Source organism: Rossellomorea sp. NRS-1567, assembly GCF_050467885.1.
GTDB classification, from domain to species: Bacteria; Bacillota; Bacilli; order Bacillales; family Bacillaceae_B; genus Rossellomorea; species Rossellomorea aquimaris_C.
The window spans coordinates 156,411-175,644 of sequence record NZ_JBITPL010000018.1 but is presented as its reverse complement, the minus strand read 5'-3'; the positions used below and the strand labels follow the sequence as shown (position 1 = coordinate 175,644).

Annotated in this window: 22 protein-coding genes; 5 read left to right on the top strand and 17 right to left on the bottom strand. The window is 40.6% G+C overall.

Features of this window, described 5'->3' with window-relative positions:
* Positions 1-134: 134 nt before the first annotated feature.
* The 4 genes from ACIFOD_RS14360 to ACIFOD_RS14345 are packed head-to-tail and all read right to left on the bottom strand — an operon-like array spanning position 135 to position 4,061.
* Positions 135-1,400, bottom strand: a complete 1,266-nt coding sequence (locus ACIFOD_RS14360; protein ID WP_397553973.1) for a peptidase — start codon at positions 1,398-1,400, stop codon at positions 135-137.
* Positions 1,401-1,411: 11 nt separating this feature from the next.
* The gene (locus ACIFOD_RS14355) at positions 1,412-2,074 is read right to left on the bottom strand and encodes a 3-oxoacid CoA-transferase subunit B (protein ID WP_430315191.1); all 663 of its coding nucleotides are present in this window, start codon (positions 2,072-2,074) and stop codon (positions 1,412-1,414) included.
* Positions 2,053-2,751, bottom strand: coding sequence for a CoA transferase subunit A (locus ACIFOD_RS14350; protein WP_430315190.1), 699 nt, complete (start codon positions 2,749-2,751; stop codon positions 2,053-2,055). Before ACIFOD_RS14350 ends, ACIFOD_RS14355 begins: the two co-directional genes overlap by 22 nt.
* A gap of 2 nt (positions 2,752-2,753) precedes the next feature.
* The gene (locus tag ACIFOD_RS14345; RefSeq protein ID WP_397553970.1) at positions 2,754-4,061 is read right to left on the bottom strand and encodes an aspartate aminotransferase family protein; all 1,308 of its coding nucleotides are present in this window, start codon (positions 4,059-4,061) and stop codon (positions 2,754-2,756) included.
* 879 nt (positions 4,062-4,940) lie between these two features.
* Here ACIFOD_RS14345 and ACIFOD_RS14340 point away from each other — a divergent pair.
* Positions 4,941-6,734, top strand: a complete 1,794-nt coding sequence (locus ACIFOD_RS14340; protein WP_430315189.1) for a methyl-accepting chemotaxis protein — start codon at positions 4,941-4,943, stop codon at positions 6,732-6,734.
* A gap of 64 nt (positions 6,735-6,798) precedes the next feature.
* Here ACIFOD_RS14340 and ACIFOD_RS14335 read toward each other — a convergent pair whose 3' ends face one another.
* A complete protein-coding gene (locus tag ACIFOD_RS14335) occupies positions 6,799-6,939 on the bottom strand; it encodes a YjcZ family sporulation protein (RefSeq protein ID WP_113970745.1) in 141 nt (46 codons plus the stop codon).
* Between the two features lie 164 nt (positions 6,940-7,103).
* Between ACIFOD_RS14335 and ACIFOD_RS14330 the strand changes: the two genes are divergently transcribed.
* On the top strand, positions 7,104-7,685 hold the full coding sequence (locus ACIFOD_RS14330; protein ID WP_430315188.1) for a DUF502 domain-containing protein: 582 nt from the start codon (positions 7,104-7,106) through the stop codon (positions 7,683-7,685).
* Positions 7,686-7,785: 100 nt separating this feature from the next.
* Here ACIFOD_RS14330 and ACIFOD_RS14325 read toward each other — a convergent pair whose 3' ends face one another.
* From ACIFOD_RS14325 to rsgA, 4 genes are all read right to left on the bottom strand, one after another.
* Positions 7,786-8,286 carry a PTS sugar transporter subunit IIA gene (locus ACIFOD_RS14325; protein ID WP_113970793.1) on the bottom strand — a complete coding sequence of 167 codons (501 nt, stop codon included), beginning with the start codon at positions 8,284-8,286 and terminating at the stop codon, positions 7,786-7,788.
* Between the two features lie 108 nt (positions 8,287-8,394).
* A complete protein-coding gene (msrB, locus tag ACIFOD_RS14320) occupies positions 8,395-8,817 on the bottom strand; it encodes a peptide-methionine (R)-S-oxide reductase MsrB (RefSeq protein WP_428974531.1) in 423 nt (140 codons plus the stop codon).
* A complete protein-coding gene (msrA, locus tag ACIFOD_RS14315) occupies positions 8,814-9,356 on the bottom strand; it encodes a peptide-methionine (S)-S-oxide reductase MsrA (RefSeq protein WP_397553965.1) in 543 nt (180 codons plus the stop codon). Before msrA ends, msrB begins: the two co-directional genes overlap by 4 nt.
* A gap of 156 nt (positions 9,357-9,512) precedes the next feature.
* A complete protein-coding gene (gene rsgA / locus ACIFOD_RS14310; RefSeq protein WP_430315187.1) occupies positions 9,513-10,541 on the bottom strand; it encodes a ribosome small subunit-dependent GTPase A in 1,029 nt (342 codons plus the stop codon).
* A 327-nt stretch (positions 10,542-10,868) separates the two neighbouring features.
* On the opposite strand from rsgA, the gene ACIFOD_RS14305 reads away from it, so the two are divergent.
* Positions 10,869-11,609 carry a DUF4397 domain-containing protein gene (locus ACIFOD_RS14305; protein ID WP_430315186.1) on the top strand — a complete coding sequence of 247 codons (741 nt, stop codon included), beginning with the start codon at positions 10,869-10,871 and terminating at the stop codon, positions 11,607-11,609.
* A gap of 81 nt (positions 11,610-11,690) precedes the next feature.
* Here ACIFOD_RS14305 and ACIFOD_RS14300 read toward each other — a convergent pair whose 3' ends face one another.
* The 3 genes from ACIFOD_RS14300 to ACIFOD_RS14290 all read right to left on the bottom strand — a co-directional run bounded on the left by ACIFOD_RS14300 (position 11,691) and on the right by ACIFOD_RS14290 (position 14,191).
* The gene (locus tag ACIFOD_RS14300; RefSeq protein WP_397553962.1) at positions 11,691-12,278 is read right to left on the bottom strand and encodes a YpmS family protein; all 588 of its coding nucleotides are present in this window, start codon (positions 12,276-12,278) and stop codon (positions 11,691-11,693) included.
* Complete coding sequence (locus ACIFOD_RS14295; protein WP_430315185.1) at positions 12,275-13,105, bottom strand: SGNH/GDSL hydrolase family protein; 831 nt, start codon at positions 13,103-13,105, stop codon at positions 12,275-12,277. Before ACIFOD_RS14295 ends, ACIFOD_RS14300 begins: the two co-directional genes overlap by 4 nt.
* A 108-nt stretch (positions 13,106-13,213) precedes the next feature.
* The gene (locus tag ACIFOD_RS14290; protein ID WP_397553960.1) at positions 13,214-14,191 is read right to left on the bottom strand and encodes a nucleoside hydrolase; all 978 of its coding nucleotides are present in this window, start codon (positions 14,189-14,191) and stop codon (positions 13,214-13,216) included.
* 220 nt (positions 14,192-14,411) lie between these two features.
* Between ACIFOD_RS14290 and ACIFOD_RS14285 the strand changes: the two genes are divergently transcribed.
* Complete coding sequence (locus ACIFOD_RS14285) at positions 14,412-14,897, top strand: PCYCGC motif-containing (lipo)protein (protein WP_397553959.1); 486 nt, start codon at positions 14,412-14,414, stop codon at positions 14,895-14,897.
* 81 nt (positions 14,898-14,978) lie between these two features.
* Here ACIFOD_RS14285 and ACIFOD_RS14280 read toward each other — a convergent pair whose 3' ends face one another.
* The 3 genes from ACIFOD_RS14280 to ACIFOD_RS14270 all read right to left on the bottom strand — a co-directional run bounded on the left by ACIFOD_RS14280 (position 14,979) and on the right by ACIFOD_RS14270 (position 17,044).
* Positions 14,979-15,821 carry a DegV family protein gene (locus ACIFOD_RS14280; protein ID WP_430315184.1) on the bottom strand — a complete coding sequence of 281 codons (843 nt, stop codon included), beginning with the start codon at positions 15,819-15,821 and terminating at the stop codon, positions 14,979-14,981.
* A 211-nt stretch (positions 15,822-16,032) separates the two neighbouring features.
* Positions 16,033-16,305: a DUF2535 family protein gene (locus ACIFOD_RS14275; protein ID WP_397553957.1), complete on the bottom strand. Its 273-nt coding sequence runs from the start codon at positions 16,303-16,305 to the stop codon at positions 16,033-16,035.
* Between the two features lie 85 nt (positions 16,306-16,390).
* A complete protein-coding gene (locus ACIFOD_RS14270; protein ID WP_430315183.1) occupies positions 16,391-17,044 on the bottom strand; it encodes an SOS response-associated peptidase in 654 nt (217 codons plus the stop codon).
* Positions 17,045-17,237: 193 nt separating this feature from the next.
* On the opposite strand from ACIFOD_RS14270, the gene trhA reads away from it, so the two are divergent.
* Complete coding sequence (trhA, locus tag ACIFOD_RS14265; RefSeq protein WP_149156850.1) at positions 17,238-17,876, top strand: PAQR family membrane homeostasis protein TrhA; 639 nt, start codon at positions 17,238-17,240, stop codon at positions 17,874-17,876.
* Positions 17,877-17,948: 72 nt separating this feature from the next.
* Here trhA and ACIFOD_RS14260 read toward each other — a convergent pair whose 3' ends face one another.
* Both ACIFOD_RS14260 and ACIFOD_RS14255 read right to left on the bottom strand, forming a co-directional pair.
* A complete protein-coding gene (locus ACIFOD_RS14260; RefSeq protein ID WP_428974540.1) occupies positions 17,949-18,434 on the bottom strand; it encodes a dihydrofolate reductase in 486 nt (161 codons plus the stop codon).
* Positions 18,431-19,225, bottom strand: a complete 795-nt coding sequence (locus tag ACIFOD_RS14255; RefSeq protein WP_113970757.1) for a thymidylate synthase — start codon at positions 19,223-19,225, stop codon at positions 18,431-18,433. The genes ACIFOD_RS14260 and ACIFOD_RS14255 overlap by 4 nt, the downstream gene beginning before the upstream one ends.
* Between the last annotated feature and the right edge of the window lie 9 nt (positions 19,226-19,234).

Here is a 19,234-nt window from a genome sequence, read left to right as displayed (position 1 = left end):
AAGGAACAACCTATGCTTAAATCATGAGAGTTGTTCCTTCTGTGGATGATATGAAGTTAATAAACATTGAAGCTGACCAACGGTATGTGAAAGGGTAAATATCATTTATTACTCTATACCCGTAAACAGGAAAATTATGACTCTTTATTACACCAATCCAAAATAAATAAGGAAAGTATTTCAGCAGTCTGATAGATTTTATTCAATTCGATGTATTCGTTTGCGTCATGAGCCACTTCAGTTGTTCCAGGACCAAATACGACGACCGGAATATTCCCTCCCTTAGATAGGATTCCTCCATCCGTTCCCCAGGGAGAAGCTTCAATGATTGGAGTGGTTTGCAATACTTCATTGGCATGATAGCAAAGCTTTTCCACTAATTCATGTTCACAGGAAAGGTCACCCGGCTGCCACCTTCCACCAAACCATTCGATTTCTACAGGATGATGATCAAACCATGAATCGACCTTATTCATCTTCGAGAGGGCATCTTCTACCTCTTTTTCTACTTGTTGTAATGACTCCCAGGGGCCAACCCCTACCCTTCCCTCAATGATAGCAAGATCAGGAACGGAGGATGGCCACTTCCCGCTCTCAATTCTCCCAATATTAATGGGTAATGGTATGGGAATATTTCTATATAAAGGATCGTCCACCCTCTTGTTTCTGGATGATTCCAATTCTTGAAGAGTATGAATGACGGTATAGGCTTTATCAATGGCGTTTACCCCTTCATACCTGGTGCCCCCATGTGCCGATTTCCCTTTTATTTTCAGGCGGAACCACATGGATCCCTGTTGCTTCGGAAAGATTTTCATGTTGGTGGGTTCAGGAATAATGGCAGCATCTGCTTTGTACCCCCTCACTAAGGCGGCAAGCGTCCCGGTCCCGCCACTTTCCTCCTCTATCACACTTTGAAAAAGGATATCACCCTTCAGTGGGATGTTTAACTCCTTCACAATTTCCAATGCAAGGAGTAAAGCAACAGATCCCCCTTTCATATCGGTTGACCCTCTTCCGTAAAGCTTTCCATCTTCAATCACACCACCGTAAGGGTCATATGTCCAATTCTCCCTGTCCCCTTCCGGTACGACATCGATGTGTCCATTTAACAGGAGACTCCTTCCTCCACCTGTTCCTTTTAACACACCCACTACATTTGGGTTGCCTTCGAAGTTCTCACGATCACAACGATAAAAAGGATGATCCAACACATCCGATTCTTTCACTTCCCAAATGTCCAACTCCAAGCCAAGCTTCCTGCATTTCTCGATGACAATCGCCTGCGCCTTAGATTCATTGCCCCTTACACTATCTTCCTGCACCAACCTTTGCAGGAGTTTGATTGTACTTTTCTTTTTTTCTTCTATTATTTCCTTGATGAGACGGTGAGTTTCCAAATCGGTTCCTCCTAATCTATATACTTGATAGCGGGACTCACGGTATATTGAGCATCTGTTGTCTCTTCAATATCCTGAAGTGTGTATGGATTAAATAGTTCTTTTAATATCAATCGACCATCCTCAATGGTAAATACGGCCCTGTCTGTTATGATCATTGAAACACACGATCTCGTCGTTAATGGAAGCGTGCATTCCCGAACGATTTTGCTTCCACCTTTTTTATCTAAATGGGTCATGAGCACGATGACTCTCTTTGCCTTCGAGGCAAGTTCGGTCGCACCTCCCATACCCGGTACTTTTTTGCCTGGTATGATCCAATTGGCAAGATCGCCTTTTTCACTAACTTGCAGGGAACCCAGAATCGTTAAATCGACTTTGCCCCGGCGAATCATGGCAAATGCAATGGAGCTATCTGTATAACAGCCTCCATTCATTATTGAAACAGGGTATCCTCCCGCATTACACAAGTTTTCGTCCTCCTGACCTTCCCCTGGCGCCGGTCCGATTCCAATTATTCCATTCTCCGATTGAAAAACAACGGGAAACCCCGGGGGGAGATGATTGGGTACGAGAGATGGTATTCCGATCCCTAAATTTACGATCATATGCTCTTTCACTTCCAAAGCCGCACGCTTAGCTAACTTATCCTTCAATTCGTTTCCCATGCCCATTTCCAGTCGACTCCTTTAGATAACACAATATGATCTACAAAAACACCCGACGTGACAATTTCCTCAGGATCCAACTCGCCGACATCCACAATTTCTTCTGCCTCAACAATCGTGATATCTGCTGCCATAGCCACAAGTGGATTCGTGTTTCTAGCACTTTTATCATAAATAAGGTTCCCATATGTGTCGGCTTTTTGGGCATATACTATCCCAACTTCTGCAACCAGGGCTGTTTCATATAAGTAACGGTCCCCATCTATCTCCAGTATCTCTTTTCCTTTATTTAAAAAAGGATCATCCACACCTATTTCGGTTACGATACCCTTCAACCCCACTCCACCAGCCCGGATTCTTTCGGCCAATATCCCTTGAGGAGAGAATTCAACTTCCAGCTTCCCTTCACTCATTAATCGACCTGCTACCGGGTTAGACCCGATATGGGAGGCAATCACCTTCTTGACTCTGTATTGTGCAACCAGTTGTCCGATTCCGATATGAGGAAATCCTGTATCATTTCCAATAATCGTGATATCCTTTGTTCCCCAATCCAATAAGTGCTTACATATAGTAGGAGGAGAACCCACCCCTCCAAATCCGCCAAACATTAAGGTCATTCCATCATTAAAAAAATGCTTTACATTTTCATAGCTGCTTCTTTTATTATGAAGACGGGACATATTTAGGTCTCCTTCCAATTCTCATCTACTAGTTGAAAGGTTCTTCTGAGTCTTTTAACCATTTCCTCGAGCTCCCTTTTCGAACTGTTCAATGGAGGAGCAATCATAATGGCGGATCCCTTCCTCCCATCTATCCCTGCCGCTGCGGGATATAATAAAATCCCACATTCTACCCCGGCTTGAACAATATAAGAAGTAAATGGAGCTCCAAAGGAATTCAGCTCAATTCCCAGCATCAGTCCTTTTCCTCTCACATCTTGCACAAAGGAAAATTCAGTTTTTAATTTATTTAAAAGATTTTTCAAATAGGTTCCTTTATGATCGACACCTTCAATCATCTTTTCTGAATCAATCAGTTTTAGAACAGCAAGTGCTGCTGTTGCAGACATTGGATTTCCACTATAGGTATGCCCGCTCATAATGACTCTCGACCCATTCAATATCGGCTCCATAATGTTATCGGAAATGAGCGTTGCAGCAATAGGGGCATACCCGGCACTCAGCCCTTTCCCTATCGCTACAATATCGGCTTTTACTTGCCACTGCTCTAAAGCTAAAAAGGTTCCAGTCCGACCACAGCCTGTCATCACTTCATCTGAAATAAACAAAATATCATGTTTCTCACAGATTGATTTTATCCGTTTATAGTAACCTTTTGGAGGAGTAATCGCCCCACCTGCCGCACCGATGATCGGTTCTGCCATAAATGCAGCAATATTATCGGCTCCTATTCTGCTGATCATCGTTTCCAATTGAGAAGCGCAGGCAAGGTCACATGATGGATGCGTTTTTCCAAAAGGACAGTGAGCACAATAAGGCGGCTCAATGGTCGGCCAGTCACCTAAAAAGGAGTCGAATCGTTCTCTTCTGGATGGATGTCCTGATGCGGATAATGCACCGAAAGTGATACCATGGTAACTCAGCCATCGGGATAAAATCTTTCTTTTCATCGGTTTCCCTTGTTCCTGCCAATGCTGAATGGCAATTTTGATGGCCGTCTCAACCGCCTCAGAACCACTATTCACGAAGAAACTCCATGGATAGCCTGTCTTATCGTGAAGAAAGGCAGCTAAATCCTCAGCAGGCTGATTACTGAATTGAGAGCGATACACAAATGCCACTTTATTCCCTTGATTCACAATGGATTGAAGAATTTCTTCCATGCCATGTCCTACATTTGCCGTAACTGCTCCAGAACAAGCATCTATATACTCCCGGCCATCAGTATCGTACAAATACACACCTTTTCCGTAATCAATTGTCGGATAGTGTTCACCAATCAACGGCTTTATTAAATGCGAATGAGGCATAATCCCCCTCCTGAAAGAATCAGATTCGTACTCTCTTTCGATTCGCTCATCTGGTTGCATAAAAAGATTTCCCTACCATTATTCATATGTATGAAAAACAGAATCTTTCTTTTCTTTAAGAAAAAAGAATAATACAAATGAATTTTTATTAAAGCTCAAAGCCTCATCAAAAATCACAATTTTTTTCATTAGGCTCTTCTCGTAAAGTTTGTTGCTATTGTAGAGGAGAAAGTAATAGTTGATTTCCGCTCCAGGATGCTCGCTTTCCGCGGGGCTGGCGGTGAGCCTCCTCGGCTGCGCCTCCGGGGTCTCACCTGTCCAGCTATTCCCCCAGGAGTCGAGCCTCCTTCCGCTCCAATCAACTTTCTGAGCATGAATCCTAAATTGAAAACAATTTAAACAAGCTTTTTAGCAAACAATCTTATTAAAGGTAAGTAAAGATTGAATTTCCTTTTAAGGAAGAAGAATTATTTTTTCTATTTACATTATTTTTCTTGCACACCTTGAAGCTCTGTCATGAAAATACTGTTAAAGATGGTGAGGGGAACTGCGCAGACTCCTGCGGAAGTACGGACGTGCCGAGACCCCGGAAGCGAAGCTGAGGAGGCTCGGCCGAACGTCCGCGGAAAGCGGAGCAGTTCCCCTCACCATCCAGCATAAACCTGGTTGACAGAGCCCTGGCAGATTCTATGCTAGAAAACAACAATCTTTGCGAAAAGAGCCTTTCAATAAGGGTTTATTGAGTGAAATGTACTAAGATTCTTAAAAATTCGACAAAAAGTTTACAAAGTGACTAGATAAATTAGGTCGATATGTATAAAATAATGGTAAGTTCATCCTATGATGCTACTTTTTGCTTATCTTCAGGAGGGGGAAATGGTGAAAAAGAAAAGAGAAAAACATCTAAAAAAAGCACCAAAAACGAAGAAAAATAAGAAAGAAAAACAGAAAAAGACCTTGGGAGCCTTCTCATATTTCCGGACAATCCGGGGAAAAGTGGTTCTGTCTTTCGGTTTATTGACCATTGTCCTTTTAGTCCTTGCCTCTACTTCTTACTTCAATATGCTGAAGCTGGGAAAAGAAATCAACACGTTGATTACATACGATATGCAGGTTGATACGAAGGTGAAGGATTTATCAAAGGTATTAAATGAGATTGAAATAGGAGAACAAGGATTTGTCATTACAGGGGCAACGGGATTTCTGGCACCCTATCAAAATGGTAAAGGTCAGGTAGAAAGTCACATCGAAGACTTGAATACTCTATTACAGGACGATCAGGAGCAGCTGGATAAATTAGATAAGATAGAGGCTCAGTATGGATTCTGGATTCAATTCGTTGATCGGGTAATCGAGACAAGGAAAGATAAGGGTCTTGAGCAAGCAGCAACCCTCGTTGAATCGGGTACGGGGAAGAAGTATCTGGACGGAATCCGCTCATATGTAGATATGATTGTGGTCGACCAACAAAAGGATCTGAATAATCGGATTGATTCTCTAAATCAACAGGTTTTCCTGTCCAAAGTCGTTACCATTGGCTTATCAGCATTTGCGGTTTTATTGGCTATCTTCTTCGGAATCATTTTATCTCATACAATTAAAACGAATACAAGGAAAATCAGTCGCTCTATTTTAGAAATAGCCAACGCAGGCGGAGATTTAACAAAACGAATTCATGTGAAATCCAAGGATGAGCTAGCTGACCTGGCATCTGATACAAATCAGCTTATCGCCGGAATTGCCATCCTGGTAAAGCAGGTTTCGGAAATGGCAGAAAACGTTTCAGCTAGCAGTCAGGAGCTTCTTGCTTCAGCCGAAGAAACGTCAAGGACGATTACTTCCATTGCAGAAACATCTACTGAAATTGCAGCTGGAAGCGATCAAACAACAAGTCGGATGTCTACTTCATTAGAAAAAATGAATAGCTTGGAAGAAGCCGCCCGTTTCTTATTCAATCAAGCAGAACAAGTTAAAGAAACCGCTCGTGATATGAGAGTAGTCGCTGAACGAGGCGGCAAAACTGTTCAAGCCTCTTCTTCTAAAATGTTGAACATTGAAGAAACCATGTCCAATACAAGTGAAACTGTCGAAGCGTTAGGACAGCGTTCATCACAAATTACGACGATTATCGGTACCATTACTGACATTGCAGAACAAACCAATCTACTTGCTTTGAATGCTGCCATTGAAGCGGCACGTGCCGGGGAGCATGGTAGAGGATTTGCCGTTGTGGCAGATGAAGTCAGAAAACTGGCGGAACAATCCCGACAAGCGGCAAAAGGTGTAACCGAAATCGTACACAGTATTCAAGAAGAAGTGAATGTCATTATTAAGCAAAACTCGGATGGAGTAAAAGAGGTTATCGCAGGGGTCGAAATCACCAATGAAACAAACGCCTCCCTTGAAGATATTCTAAGCCAAACCACTAAAACAACGGTGGTAGTGGATGAAATGGTTGGTCATATTCAGGAAACCCTTAGTCTCAGTCAAGATGTAGCCGCTTCATTTGCCCTGGTCAATGAAATTGCTGAATCTACTGCTTCTAACACAGAAACCACTGCTGCTGCATCTGAGGAAGGATCTGCTGCGATGGAACAAGTAACAGCAAGCGCTTCAGAGCTTTCACAACAAGCGGAAAAATTGAAAGAACTTATTTCAAGTTTTAAAATTTAAGACTGAAAAAGAGCCGTCGAGTGACGGCTCTTTTTCATTTCTCATTTAACAACTAAATCTGGAATCACTTCCCGCAGTAGCAAACGGCTCCAATAATAATTAACAGGATGAATAACACAACAATCAACGCAAAATTATTGACACCGGCAACTGGATAAGCATATCCACCTTGATAACATGGATCACAACCATAACCATAGTTCATACCTATCACTCCTCAAAAAATATTTATTTACATTACACTGTATGTCATTCACCTATAAATGGTTTGTGTATTTGCCTAATTTATTTAGGGCTACTCCTTTTCTGTACCGTAGGCTTTCTATATAATAGGAATAGGTTTTAAGAGAAGACAGGAGAAATGACAGGATGAAATGGTTTATAAAATCGTTTATTAACGGTGTTCTAACAATTGTTCCGATTGGGTTGGTCGCTTATGTAGTATATAAGATGTTTCTATTCCTCGATGGCTTATTAGGTAATGTTTTAAAACCCTATCTTGATGAAAATTATATTCCCGGTATTGGACTTCTAGCAACCATCGTTCTATTGACCATGCTCGGTTGGCTATCTACAAAGTTTTTTACGGGTACGATCATTCGTATAGTTGACATCCTTTTACAAAAAATCCCCTTTGTCAAAACGATTTACTCGGTCATCAAGGATACCATTCACTCTTTCTTAGGAGAAAAGAAGTCCTTTTCCAAAGTGGCACTCGTCAAAATGCCTGGTACAACAATGAAATGCCTGGGCTTTATTACGACAGAAAACCTTACAGATTTGCATAATGACCTGCAAGATCACGTAGCAGTATACGTACCTCAAACGTTTCAAGTAGCAGGAGTCACCTTTTTGATTCCCAAAAGCGATATTGAAATACTGGATATTAAATCTGAAGAAGCGATGAAGTTTATATTGTCTGGTGGGATGACGACGAAGAAGGAGAAATAGTTGATAAGCTGATTAGAGTAACATTGCGGTGATTTGCTCCGAACCCGATGTACACCCTAAAAAAAGAGACCGGCAATCAAGCCGGTCCCTCCCTACTATATTATTTAGATGAAATTTCCAATACCTCATCTTGTCCTGCTGTCACAGACGTCAATTCTTTTTTCACTAGTTCAGCCATGTCATCACCGTTCGTTAAGATGATTGGTGTGATGGTACTTTTTGCTTTTTCTTTCACAAGGTCTAAGTCATACGTAATTAATGGATCACCGATATTCACTTTGGATCCTTCTGAAACATGTGCTTCAAAGCCTTCACCGTTCATTGATACTGTTTCGAGACCGATGTGGATAAGAATTTCAGCACCGTTTTTCGCTTTGATCCCAACTGCATGCTTTGTTGGGAAAAGCTGCATGATTTCGCCGTCTACAGGTGAAACGACTTTACCTACTGTAGGATCAATCGCAATCCCGTCTCCCATCATCTTTTGAGAAAATACTGGATCCGGAACCTCTTCAAGTGATTTTAATGTACCCGTTAAAGGCGCAACTGCATGAACGGTTTTAGGTGCCTCTTCTTTTTTACCGAAAAGTTTTTTTAACATGATCATTCACCTTCCTATATATATTTTATATACACATATGTAGCGCAATGTAAACATCAGAAATCTATTCTAGCACATATGTGAAGAGTTTCACAACACTTCATTATATTAAAATAACTTTGTATATTTCCCATATCCTTCTTCGTCAAGCTTCTCTGCCGGGATAAATCGCAGAGCGGCTGAATTAATACAGTATCGAAGCTTCGTTGGTCCCGGACCATCATTAAATACGTGACCCAGGTGAGAATCAGCTTCTTTACTCCTTACTTCCGTTCTGACCATAAAATGACTGCGGTCTTCCTTTTCAGTGACTTCCTCTTCGTCGATCGGCTTTGTAAAACTTGGCCAACCACAGCCGGCATCATATTTATCTTTAGAGCTAAAGAGAGGTTTACCTGATACGATATCTACATAGATTCCCTCTTCAAACGTATTCCAATACTCATTACTAAAAGGAGGTTCAGTGCCATTCTTTTGTGTGACATCATATTGTTCAGGAGTTAACGTTTTCTTTAAATCTTCTTTACTCATTTCTCTTCCCCCCAATGATTTTCAATAAATGCCATTCTTCCAGACCCTTGGCTGTATCGATTATAATGACCAGGGTTCTTTTTGTAATAACCCTGATGATACTCCTCTGCAGGATAAAATTCTTTCGCAGGCAGAATTTGAGTAGCAATCGGCTTTTGAAACTTGCCTGACTGCCCAAGTTTCTTTTTAGATTGTTCGGCAAGCACCTTTTGCTTTTCATTATGGTAGAAAATAACTGTTTTATACGAATGTCCACGGTCAAAGAATTGCCCTCCTGGATCGGTTGGGTCAATTTGTTGCCAGTATACTTCCAGTAATTTCTCGTAAGGAAACACTGATGGATCGTATTCAATTTGAACGGCCTCATAATGACCAGTCGTTTCTGAGCATACTTCTTTATAGGTTGGATTCGGAACGGTTCCTCCCGTGTAACCTGAAATCACACTGCCAATCCCCGGCTGTTCATCAAACGGTTTCACCATGCACCAAAAGCATCCTCCGGCAAATGTAGCTTTTTCATACTGCGAAGCTTCCGACATGCTCATCATCCTTTCCATTTCATTCTCTCTCACTATTCCCTTTGTAAGAGATTTTAACGCATTCACGTTAAAAGGGAAAATATTAAGCTTGTCGAATTGGCTTACAGATAACAATGTAAAAATAGACCCTGGAGTCATCCAGGGTCCATCTTACATCTAATATTTAAGCTTTCTCTGCTTACCGATACTCTTCCATTTTTTTCGTTCTAACGACTCCAGTCGCTTATTCCCTTTTCTCTCCATGTAGGCAATTTCTCTTTGCAATTTCTGATAATGCCCGAATCGTTCCTCTGATAGAGTTCCCTCTTGTATTGCTGCTCTAACCATACAACCAGGTTCATCCTCATGACGGCAATCAGCGAATCTGCATTGAAGTGCCAGCTCTTCAATATCGTTATACTGTGTCGATAGTCCTTCTTGTCCCTGCCATAGTTGAATCTCCCTCATACCGGGCGTATCAATGATGGATGCACCACTATCCAATAAGAATAACTCTCTGTGTGTTGTGGTATGGCGCCCTTTATCATCAGATTCCCTAATTTCTTTAGTCTTCTGAACGTCATTTCCTACAAGAAGATTGACTAGGGTCGATTTTCCAACACCAGAAGAACCGACAAGAGCAACCGTTTTGCCCTTATCCAGATAGGGATGCAGTTCCTCAATTCCCTCATGATTTACAGCGCTTATGGCTAACACTTTAACCCCAAGCAATGCGTTTTCAACTTCTTTCTTTTTCTCCTCAATGTCCTCACATGTATCGGATTTTGTAAGAATGACAACGGGATTTGCCCCACTTTCCCAGCAAAGAAGTACATACCGCTCCATCCGTTTACTGTTTAAGTCATCATTTAAAGAAGATAGAATAAATACGGTGTCTATATTCGTAGCAATGATTTGCTCTTCTGCTTCTTCCCCTGCTTTCTTTCTTGAAAACTTACTCGTTCGGGGCAACACCTTTTCTATGATTGCGCCTTCTTCGCTTAGGAGAATCCAATCCCCTACTGCAGGAAGGTCTTCACGCTTTACCGTTTCGAACCTGAGTTTCCCGGAGATTTTACTTAATCGATCTCCTGTTTTAGTCATGACCATGAAGGCTCCCTTTTGTTCAGTCACAACTCTTCCTAACGTGTATCCTTCTTCTTCAAGGTGTCCCATTAGTTCAAATACGTTTTCTCTGTTATCCAATTCAGTTCCTCCCAAAAATAAAAAAATCCGTTGTGTGATTCGACACGTCAACGGATTTTCAAGTTTGAAAGAATAAAAAATCAGATTATCCCGTTAAAAGTGAGTTGACGTGCAGAACCATTATGAAGCATATTTAGTTTACTTGTATAACAAATCAATAATACGTTCATATGTCATCACCCACTTTCTCAATTAGTATTTTTATTATCCATTATTTTCTTCAATAACGCAAGAAATATTTCTGATTTATTCAAAAAATAGGTTCTTTCACCATTTTTTCTCCTCCGCATAATCTATTGTGTTAATAAACAAAAGGGAGAGATACGGATGAGCCAACACGATTATTTGAATAAAGCAGCGATGTATGACTTATTATCCGGTTATTATAAATACACAGATCCATCCATGCATATTCATTACTATCAAAAACATTTAAAATACATGAGGCTTGCAATGCAAGCTCAGCGCGCTGATTTGACTACATCCACCCAGCCTTCTTATGTTCGCGTTTTACATGCTGTACCCGATGCACCGAATGTGGATGTTTATGTGAATGGAAACCGTGTTTTAAGGGATGTGGCCTTTAAGGATGTCAGTGATTATTTAACTTTACCTGCTGGGAAATATCATATTGACGTTTATCCTGCTGGTACAAGTGTGACGACAGTTATAAGCAAAAAAGTAAAAATTGACCCAGGCAAAATTTATACTCTCGCCGCTGTAGGTACTCTAAATAAATTACAACTCCTTCCGTTCATTGATGATCCGACGGTTCCTAGCGGAGAAACAAAGGTTAAATTCATTCATCTTTCCCCTGACGCCCCTGCAGTGGATATCGCAGTAAAAGGTGGAGACGTCATATTTCCGAATGTATCCTTCAAGCAAGCTACCGACTATCTTGGGTTAACTCCAATGACAGTCAACCTGGAGGCAAGAGTGGCAGGAAGTGAAAATACGGTCCTGAGTGTTCCGAATGTTAAATTTAGCCCCAATCAAGCTTACACCATCGTAGCTGTCGGGTTAGCCAACGGAACCCCTGAATTAGAAGCCATTCTATTAAAAGGGTAAACTCGAATCTGTCCTAAGATAGTATCTACATTACGCGCGTATACGAAAAAGGTGGCTTCCATCAGGAGGCCACCTTTTTTCCTATTGAGCACGATCTACTGGTACTAATAAACGGAAAGAAATATTATCTTCCTTTAAGTTAAATTCCTTCGCTCTTACTTTAATATCACTCTTCAATTTCATGTCCTGTAATGAAACGTAGATTAATTCATCGGTAGGTTGTATCTTCACCCATTCAGGAAAGTTATATGAATCTCTCATTACCTTCAATACGTATGAAACCGGCAGATTCAATTGTCCTACGGATATGGATTTCTGTTTCAGGAGAATGTCTCCATTCTCCAGAGCTTTAGGTTCAAAATCCAACTTAAAATCTAAGTTTGATGTAAATACCGGAACAGACCCCATTAATTCCACGTCGTCTTTTAACTGAACCTCATAATCAACAGGTCCCTTCATTCCTTCTTCTTCAATATAATGTTCAATAATCAGATTTAAGTCCTTTTTATTTGTTTGTACGTTAAATCCTACTTCTTGATTGGTGTTTTTGCTGTTTTCAGGCAGCGGATCATCCTTAATCGGCATAAAAATCATTGAAACAATGATGGCTAATCCAATTAATACCACTCCTAAAAGAACAAAAAAACCGACCTTCCATTTGTTCTTCATGACGGCTGCTCCTCTTCCTCAACAGGTTTCGTTCTATCTGTCAATGTAGCTAATGTTTCCCCTTTTGTCAGGTTTGTAAACATGCGGTCTGCAATCATCTTATAGCCTTCATCATTTGGGTGAAAGTAGTCCTCAAATAATAAATTATCCCCGGCATCAATAAATAAGTCGTCTATCTTTACGAATAAGGTTTTATCATAATCTGAAAGAATCTCCCGGCTGGCATCATTCCAATCATGAATGACCTGGTTGACTTCTTCAATATCAGAAAACCATGTATTGAATGGATTATATAACCCTACAAGAACGATTCCTGCGTTTGGGTTATAGCTCCTGATCGTCTCGATGATTTCTTGTAACCGTAATTGGTATTTTCGTTTCTCTTCTTGAAACACTTCTAATTTCAAGTGTGACAGATTTTCACGAAAAATTTTCATTACGTCGTTTCCGCCGATCGTGATCATGACTAAATCTGATTGTTCGATCGATGTTTTCACATCTTCTTTTTTCAATCTTTTTAGTAATTGGTCGGTACGGTTCCCTCTTACCCCGTAGTTATGGAATTGGGCGTCTTTTACTCCATCCAACGATTCCAGATGTTTTTCTAAGTAAGGGACATATCCACCCTTTTTCGTACTGTCACCCACACCTTGAGTTAATGAATCACCCACTGAAACAACCTTTAAGTTCTTCGGTATGAAGGTTTCGTTCGGATTATCTTTATCCCACATGGATACTTCTCTTGTAATATGCTCAGCAGCATCTTCTAACGAACAACCTGACAGAAAAAAAACAAAAGCGAGCATGATAATCGGTATTTTTTTCATATGCGTCACCTCGCTTGCACTTTAATATTATTATATCACGCTTGTTTCGTCATGAAACCTTTGTAAACAAATCATTAAGAACATGTAAATTTATATGACTTTGTCAATCTACCGGCTGGGACCAGATTTCAATGTCTGGAATACCTCTGTGATAAACTGCCCATAGTTGAACTGCTTTGCGATCTTGTGGACCTTCCAATTTTCTTTTTCCTTTGATTGCCTGAAATCTCCTATGCTCTGACCAAAAGTCCAGCCTGTATTGGTGGCAACCCGGATAGGAACTTCTTCAAACATCATCTTATCGCCATCCGCAAGAGTCCACATTGCCAATAAGTCGTGCAGGGGACTTCCCGAAATATCTGGGTACGTTTTCTTATAGAACTCATAATAATAATCCACCATCGGTTTGATGATCTGCCCGACTTTGTCATTTGAATTTACATAAAATTCATGGAGAGAATCAATCATAGCAGGTGTTACAAGAGCATACATGGTAACATCCAAGGGGATGAGATGAATTTGTTTGGGGGCGAGTTGAATCAAGATATTGGCAGCATAAGGATCGCCATAGAAATTTGCTTCTGCCGTCGGGGTCACATTCCCCGGTACATGAAATGCACCTCCCATCACATAAAATTCTTTCACCTTTTTCATTGTTTCCGGGTATAGCACAAAGGCAGTTGCCAAGGAAGTCAATCGGCCAGCAGAGTATATATATAACTCACCGGCATACTTATCAATTAGCGCATTGATTTCATAAAAGTTTTCGGTTATTTCTGAGTTGTCGAGTTCTATATCATCAAGGGTTATCGGTCCCAATCCTTCGATACCGTGTACATCTGGATAGAATTTTGGTTGAATGCCCGTTAAAGCAGAGACCGCTCCCCCGATAACAGGTATATCGGTGATTCCGGTAATACTTTGAAGATATTTGACGTTTTTCAATGCACTCGCTTTAGAGACATTTCCATAATCAGAAACAATCCCTACAATTTCAATCGTATCACTATAGTAAGCATATAATACTGCGACAATATCATCGATCCCAAAGTCTGAAATCACCAATACTTTTTTCTTATCAGCCAAGTCCGGTCACTTCCTTTCTTTTGTTTTCAATGTAATAAGAAAGAATCTTTTATATCGATTGGAGAGGTCAGACCATACTTCTTACCTATTATACTTCTATGATATGATGGCAATGGTTATGAGGACGCAATAAGATTCATAAAATCATCAAGAAAAGGTACGAACCTGCTTTTTTAAAAGTGGTACAATACATATATAATCGTATAGGAAAGGGGCACGTATGAAGAAAAATCTCTTATTATATTTCACTGTTGTATTTAGTTTATTAGGTATTCTTGCGGGTTGTTCAAGCAATCAGGAGGAGGAAGCCCATCATGATCATACAGCCGCCAATGGGGATCTTCGGGAGGAAACGGCTTCCGTTGATACACTTCCCTCTTTTCTCGATGATAAGGACGACAATATGAAGCTTATCTATTCTTCAGCTGCTAAAAACCCTGAACTGTTACAATATATCCCTTGTTATTGCGGGTGCGGTGATTCTGCCGGGCACGAGAGCAATCTTAATTGCTTTGTTTACGAAATAAAAGGGGAAAAAGTGGTATGGGATGATCACGGTACCAGATGTCAGGTGTGTTTGGAGATTGCGGCGGAATCCATAGTGAAGTACAAGAATGGTGAATCCATCAAGCAAATTAGAAACTTTATTGATGAACAATATAATGAAGGTTACGCTAAGCCTACCCCGACGCCTATGCCTTCATAATTTTAAAAAACAGCAGATGATTCTGCTGTTTTTTAAAATAGAAAAAAGCGAAAGGAAATTTCCCTTTCGCCTTTGGTTAGATCAATCCGTGTAATACATAAATCCTATCGCACCAATTCCAGTGTGCGTACTGATGATTGGTGTTGTCGGAACTATATCGATTTGGTCGTAACCTGTTTTCTCGATAATCTTAGCCTTAAGATTTTGTGCGAGCTCCATACCATCTGCATGAACAAGCCCTACACCACGAATTGTCTTCCCTTTTACATCTTCTAAAAATTGCGTTGTTAAGTATTTTACAACCTGTGAATGGCTTCGAACCTTTGCAACTGGAGTGTATTCGCCTCCTTCTAATGAAGCGATTGGTTTAATATTTAGTAAGGAACCGATCATTGCACGTCCCTTTCCGATTCTGCCGCCTTTTGCAAGGTTCTCAAGTGTATCTACCACGACGAACAAGTTGGTATTTTGACGGATCGTTTCAACTGCTTTCAGAATTTCTTCCAATGGTTTTCCTTCTTTGGCAAGCTTGGCAGCTTCCATTACCTGAAAGGCCAGTCCTTTAGAAATAAAGCGTGAATCTACAACCGCCACATCGGAAGAAGACATTTCTGCAGCAGACTCGGCTGAGCGTACTGTACCACTCATTCCACCTGTCATATGTATGGATAAAACTTTCGAACCATCTTTTCCTAATTCATCATAAAGTTCAACAAATGTTCCTGCCGGTGGCTGGGAACTTTTTGGTAATTCCTTAGAAGCTTTCATTTTTTCCAGAAAGCTAAGCGGTGAAAGATCTACTCTATCTAAGTATGTCTCTCCATCGATTGAAATGGATAGAGGAACTACATGAATATCCAGTTCCTTTACGACATCATCTGATAAATCTACTGTTGAGTCTGTTACAATCTTAATTTTGGTCAATTTTGCCACATCCTATCTCCCATATCATTAGTATTATATCGTTAAATGCCAAGGAATTAAATAGATACGAAGGATTTCCACAATCGATTGTCTAAATTGATATACATTTTGAACGTGTAACGTCCATAATTGTTTCATACATGTAGAAATATTCATATAAAAAGGACTGGTCCCACGTAAAGATACGCTCAAAGACCAGATCCCAAGAGAATTATGCATTATTCTTTAACTCTTCTGATTGATAAATTTCTTCATACTCTGACCATTTTGTCGTTCTCTTTAAATGTTCTCTAAAGCTGTACATGGTCTTTGGCCCATTCTGTTTGACAACCTTTGAAATGAATTGATGAAGCCTGAGGTTTACCCTTAGATAGAGCGGGCTATCTTCCTTCATGACAGGAACTTCTAAGATTTTGATCTTCCGTCCATCCTTTGATTTGAACTCAATGGTTTTTGTCAGCAAAGTATCAATCCTCTTTTTCACCCGTTTATACTCTTATTATACCCCATATTAAAGCGCATAAAATGTCTAATCGTGCAAAAATACGAATATTTTTTCTCTAAATCGGTTATGAAACAGGCACAATACATTCGGGGGAATCGTGTTTGGGTGAATTGACGATATCGGATACCTGGTACCCTTTCATTTGGTCTTTTTGAAGCGGCGTTAAAACGGAAGAAGCTTCTTCAAAAGAGTAATCGTCTGTGTTTAACCATTTCTCAATCGCTTCCTGACTCGTGAGCATAACAGGCATTCGTTCATGTACTGGTTGTACAATGGAATTGGCGTCTGTCGTAAGGATCGTGGAGGTTGTGAACTCTCCATTGCGATCCCACAATCCGGCAAACACAAATGGCTCTTCTTCTTTTAATTGAAATCTTACAGGTACCTTTTGGTCTTTCTCCTTCTTCCATTCATAAAATCCATCGGCAAAAATCACGATTCTTTTCGAATGGACAAGGGAATTGAAGCTCGGTTTCTCCAATAAGGTTTCACTGCGGGCATTGATCAAAGGTTTCCACTTCTTCCCATTGGCCCAATGAGGAACAAGGCCCCACGTTATCTCTCCCGCTCTGCGCTTGCCCTTATGTGAAATAAGGGACAAAACTTTTTGTGTTGGAGCAATATTATATCTTGGCTGCCACTCTTCAAGGAATTCATCAATTAAGTATTGTCTCACTAATTCTTCTATAGGGGTTGTTAAGGAAAATCTACCGCACACCGCTGTCACCTCATTTGTTATCTTTACTTAGGAATATACATCATTATGTGGAGAATTTCTAATCCAAAAGGCGCACTTTAACCCTTTACTATGTTAATGATTGCACAATGACGATAAGAGGATTATCATAAATATATACAATATTGACTCATTGAGCGTTCAATGAGGGGATAATAGAAAGGATGAGACTTTTTTGACATATGATTTCGATTTTTCCAATTGGAAAGAAGAAGTTGCGAACGCCATTACCCATGGAATCGGATTGATTTTGAGCATACCCGCTTTAGTGATGTTAATCATTTTCGCCGTTCACGAAGGCTCTGCCTGGCACGTTGTCAGCTTCTCTATCTTCGGTGCTTCAATGATACTTCTATACTTATTTTCAACCCTGCTACACAGCTTTAAGCCTTCGAAGGTAAAGAATTTGTTTGCCATTTTAGATCATTCGGCGATATATATCCTGATCGCGGGAACGTATACACCGTTTATGCTAGTCAGTGTGAGAGGCACACTCGGCTGGACATTGTTTGGAATTGTCTGGGGACTCGCCATTGTAGGGATTGTATTTAAATGTTATTTTGTTCAACGTTTTCAAGTTGTTTCCACCCTCTTTTACCTGGTGATGGGCTGGCTCGTGATCATTGCCATTAAACCATTGTACGCAAGTCTTACCGGTGCCGGATTCGGACTATTGCTGGCAGGTGGAATCATGTATTCCATAGGAGCCATTTTCTATGTGTGGAACAAACTGCCTTACAATCACGCAATCTGGCATCTTTTCGTCCTTGCAGGAAGCAGCTTTATGTATTTCTGTATTTTGTTTTACGTTTAAGTAAGATTATGTTTCCCCAAACAAAGGGTACTGACGGAATATCCCGGCAGTACCCTTTTATTATCTTCTCATCTATTTACGGACATAAACCTTAAATTCATAGTCGTAAGGGTTTTTCTCATCCTTCAATCCTTTAACGGAGGAGATACAGGTGAAATCCTCCCATGGGATGGAAGGCATGGTCGTGTCGCCTTCAAATTCATGATGAATCTCTGTTACATACAACTTATCTACATGAGGGATAAACTGCTTGTACACTTCTCTTCCGCCCATAATAAAGGTTTCTGAGTCTCTTCCATCCGCCCATTCCAGGATATCCTCCACAGAATGCAGGACAAGACAGCCTTCCGGTTGAAAGCTTGTATTTCTTGTAAGAATGACATTTTCCCGTTTAGGTAACGGCTTACCGATGGAATCAAACGTTTTTCTTCCCATGACGATTCCATGTCCATCCGTCGTTTTCTTGAAAAATTTCAGGTCTTCAGGAAGCCTCCATGGCAATCCATTGTCTTTCCCGATCAAACGATTCTGATCCATTGCCCATATAAAAGAGATCATACACTCACAGCTCCTTTAATATGTGGATGCGGATCATATTCTTCAAGGTTGAAATCTTCAAACTTAAATCCGAAAATATCCTTCACTTCAGGATTGATAGATAATGTTGGTAATGATCTTGGCTCCCTGGAAAGCTGTAAGTTCACTTGGTCAAGGTGATTCTGATAGATATGCACGTCACCAAAAGTATGGACAAACTCCCCTACTTCCAGATCACATACCTGGGCTACCATCATCGTTAATAGAGCGTATGATGCAATATTAAAAGGAACACCCAGGAATACATCAGCGGAACGTTGGTACAGCTGACAGGATAATTTGCCATCGGCTACATAGAACTGGAATAAGCAGTGGCAAGGAGGTAAAGCCATATGATCTACATCCGCAACATTCCAAGCACTTACAATCATTCTTCTGGAATCGGGATTGTTTTTAATTGTATCAATGAGGTTCGTTATTTGGTCAATCGTTTCCCCGTTTGCCCCAGACCATGATCTCCATTGGTGACCGTATACAGGGCCTAACTCTCCATTTTCATCGGCCCATTCATTCCAAATCCGGACACCGTTTTCTTGAAGATATTCAACGTTTGTATCTCCTTTTAGAAACCAAAGGAGTTCATGGACAATGGATTTCACATGCAGCTTTTTCGTTGTAAGTAGAGGAAACCCTTCTTTTAGATCAAAACGCATTTGATAACCAAACGTACTTATCGTGCCTGTACCCGTTCGATCTTCTTTCTTGGTGCCTTTTTCAAGGACATGTTTGCACAAGTCTAGATATTGCTTCACAACGACCAC

Excerpts from the sequence above, each read along its gene's own strand:
- ACIFOD_RS14355 (WP_430315191.1), bottom strand. The coding sequence starts at position 2,074 with ATGGGCATGGGAAACGAATTGAAGGATAAGTTAGCTAAGCGTGCGGCT.
- ACIFOD_RS14350 (WP_430315190.1), bottom strand. The coding sequence starts at position 2,751 with ATGTCCCGTCTTCATAATAAAAGAAGCAGCTATGAAAATGTAAAGCAT.
- ACIFOD_RS14345 (WP_397553970.1), bottom strand. The coding sequence starts at position 4,061 with ATGCCTCATTCGCATTTAATAAAGCCGTTGATTGGTGAACACTATCCG.
- ACIFOD_RS14335 (WP_113970745.1), bottom strand. The coding sequence starts at position 6,939 with ATGAACTATGGTTATGGTTGTGATCCATGTTATCAAGGTGGATATGCT.
- ACIFOD_RS14330 (WP_430315188.1), top strand. The coding sequence starts at position 7,104 with ATGAAATGGTTTATAAAATCGTTTATTAACGGTGTTCTAACAATTGTT.
- ACIFOD_RS14325 (WP_113970793.1), bottom strand. The coding sequence starts at position 8,286 with ATGTTAAAAAAACTTTTCGGTAAAAAAGAAGAGGCACCTAAAACCGTT.
- msrB (WP_428974531.1), bottom strand. The coding sequence starts at position 8,817 with ATGAGTAAAGAAGATTTAAAGAAAACGTTAACTCCTGAACAATATGAT.
- msrA (WP_397553965.1), bottom strand. The coding sequence starts at position 9,356 with ATGTCGGAAGCTTCGCAGTATGAAAAAGCTACATTTGCCGGAGGATGC.
- ACIFOD_RS14305 (WP_430315186.1), top strand. The coding sequence starts at position 10,869 with ATGAGCCAACACGATTATTTGAATAAAGCAGCGATGTATGACTTATTA.
- ACIFOD_RS14300 (WP_397553962.1), bottom strand. The coding sequence starts at position 12,278 with ATGAAGAACAAATGGAAGGTCGGTTTTTTTGTTCTTTTAGGAGTGGTA.
- ACIFOD_RS14295 (WP_430315185.1), bottom strand. The coding sequence starts at position 13,105 with ATGAAAAAAATACCGATTATCATGCTCGCTTTTGTTTTTTTTCTGTCA.
- ACIFOD_RS14285 (WP_397553959.1), top strand. The coding sequence starts at position 14,412 with ATGAAGAAAAATCTCTTATTATATTTCACTGTTGTATTTAGTTTATTA.
- ACIFOD_RS14260 (WP_428974540.1), bottom strand. The coding sequence starts at position 18,434 with ATGATCTCTTTTATATGGGCAATGGATCAGAATCGTTTGATCGGGAAA.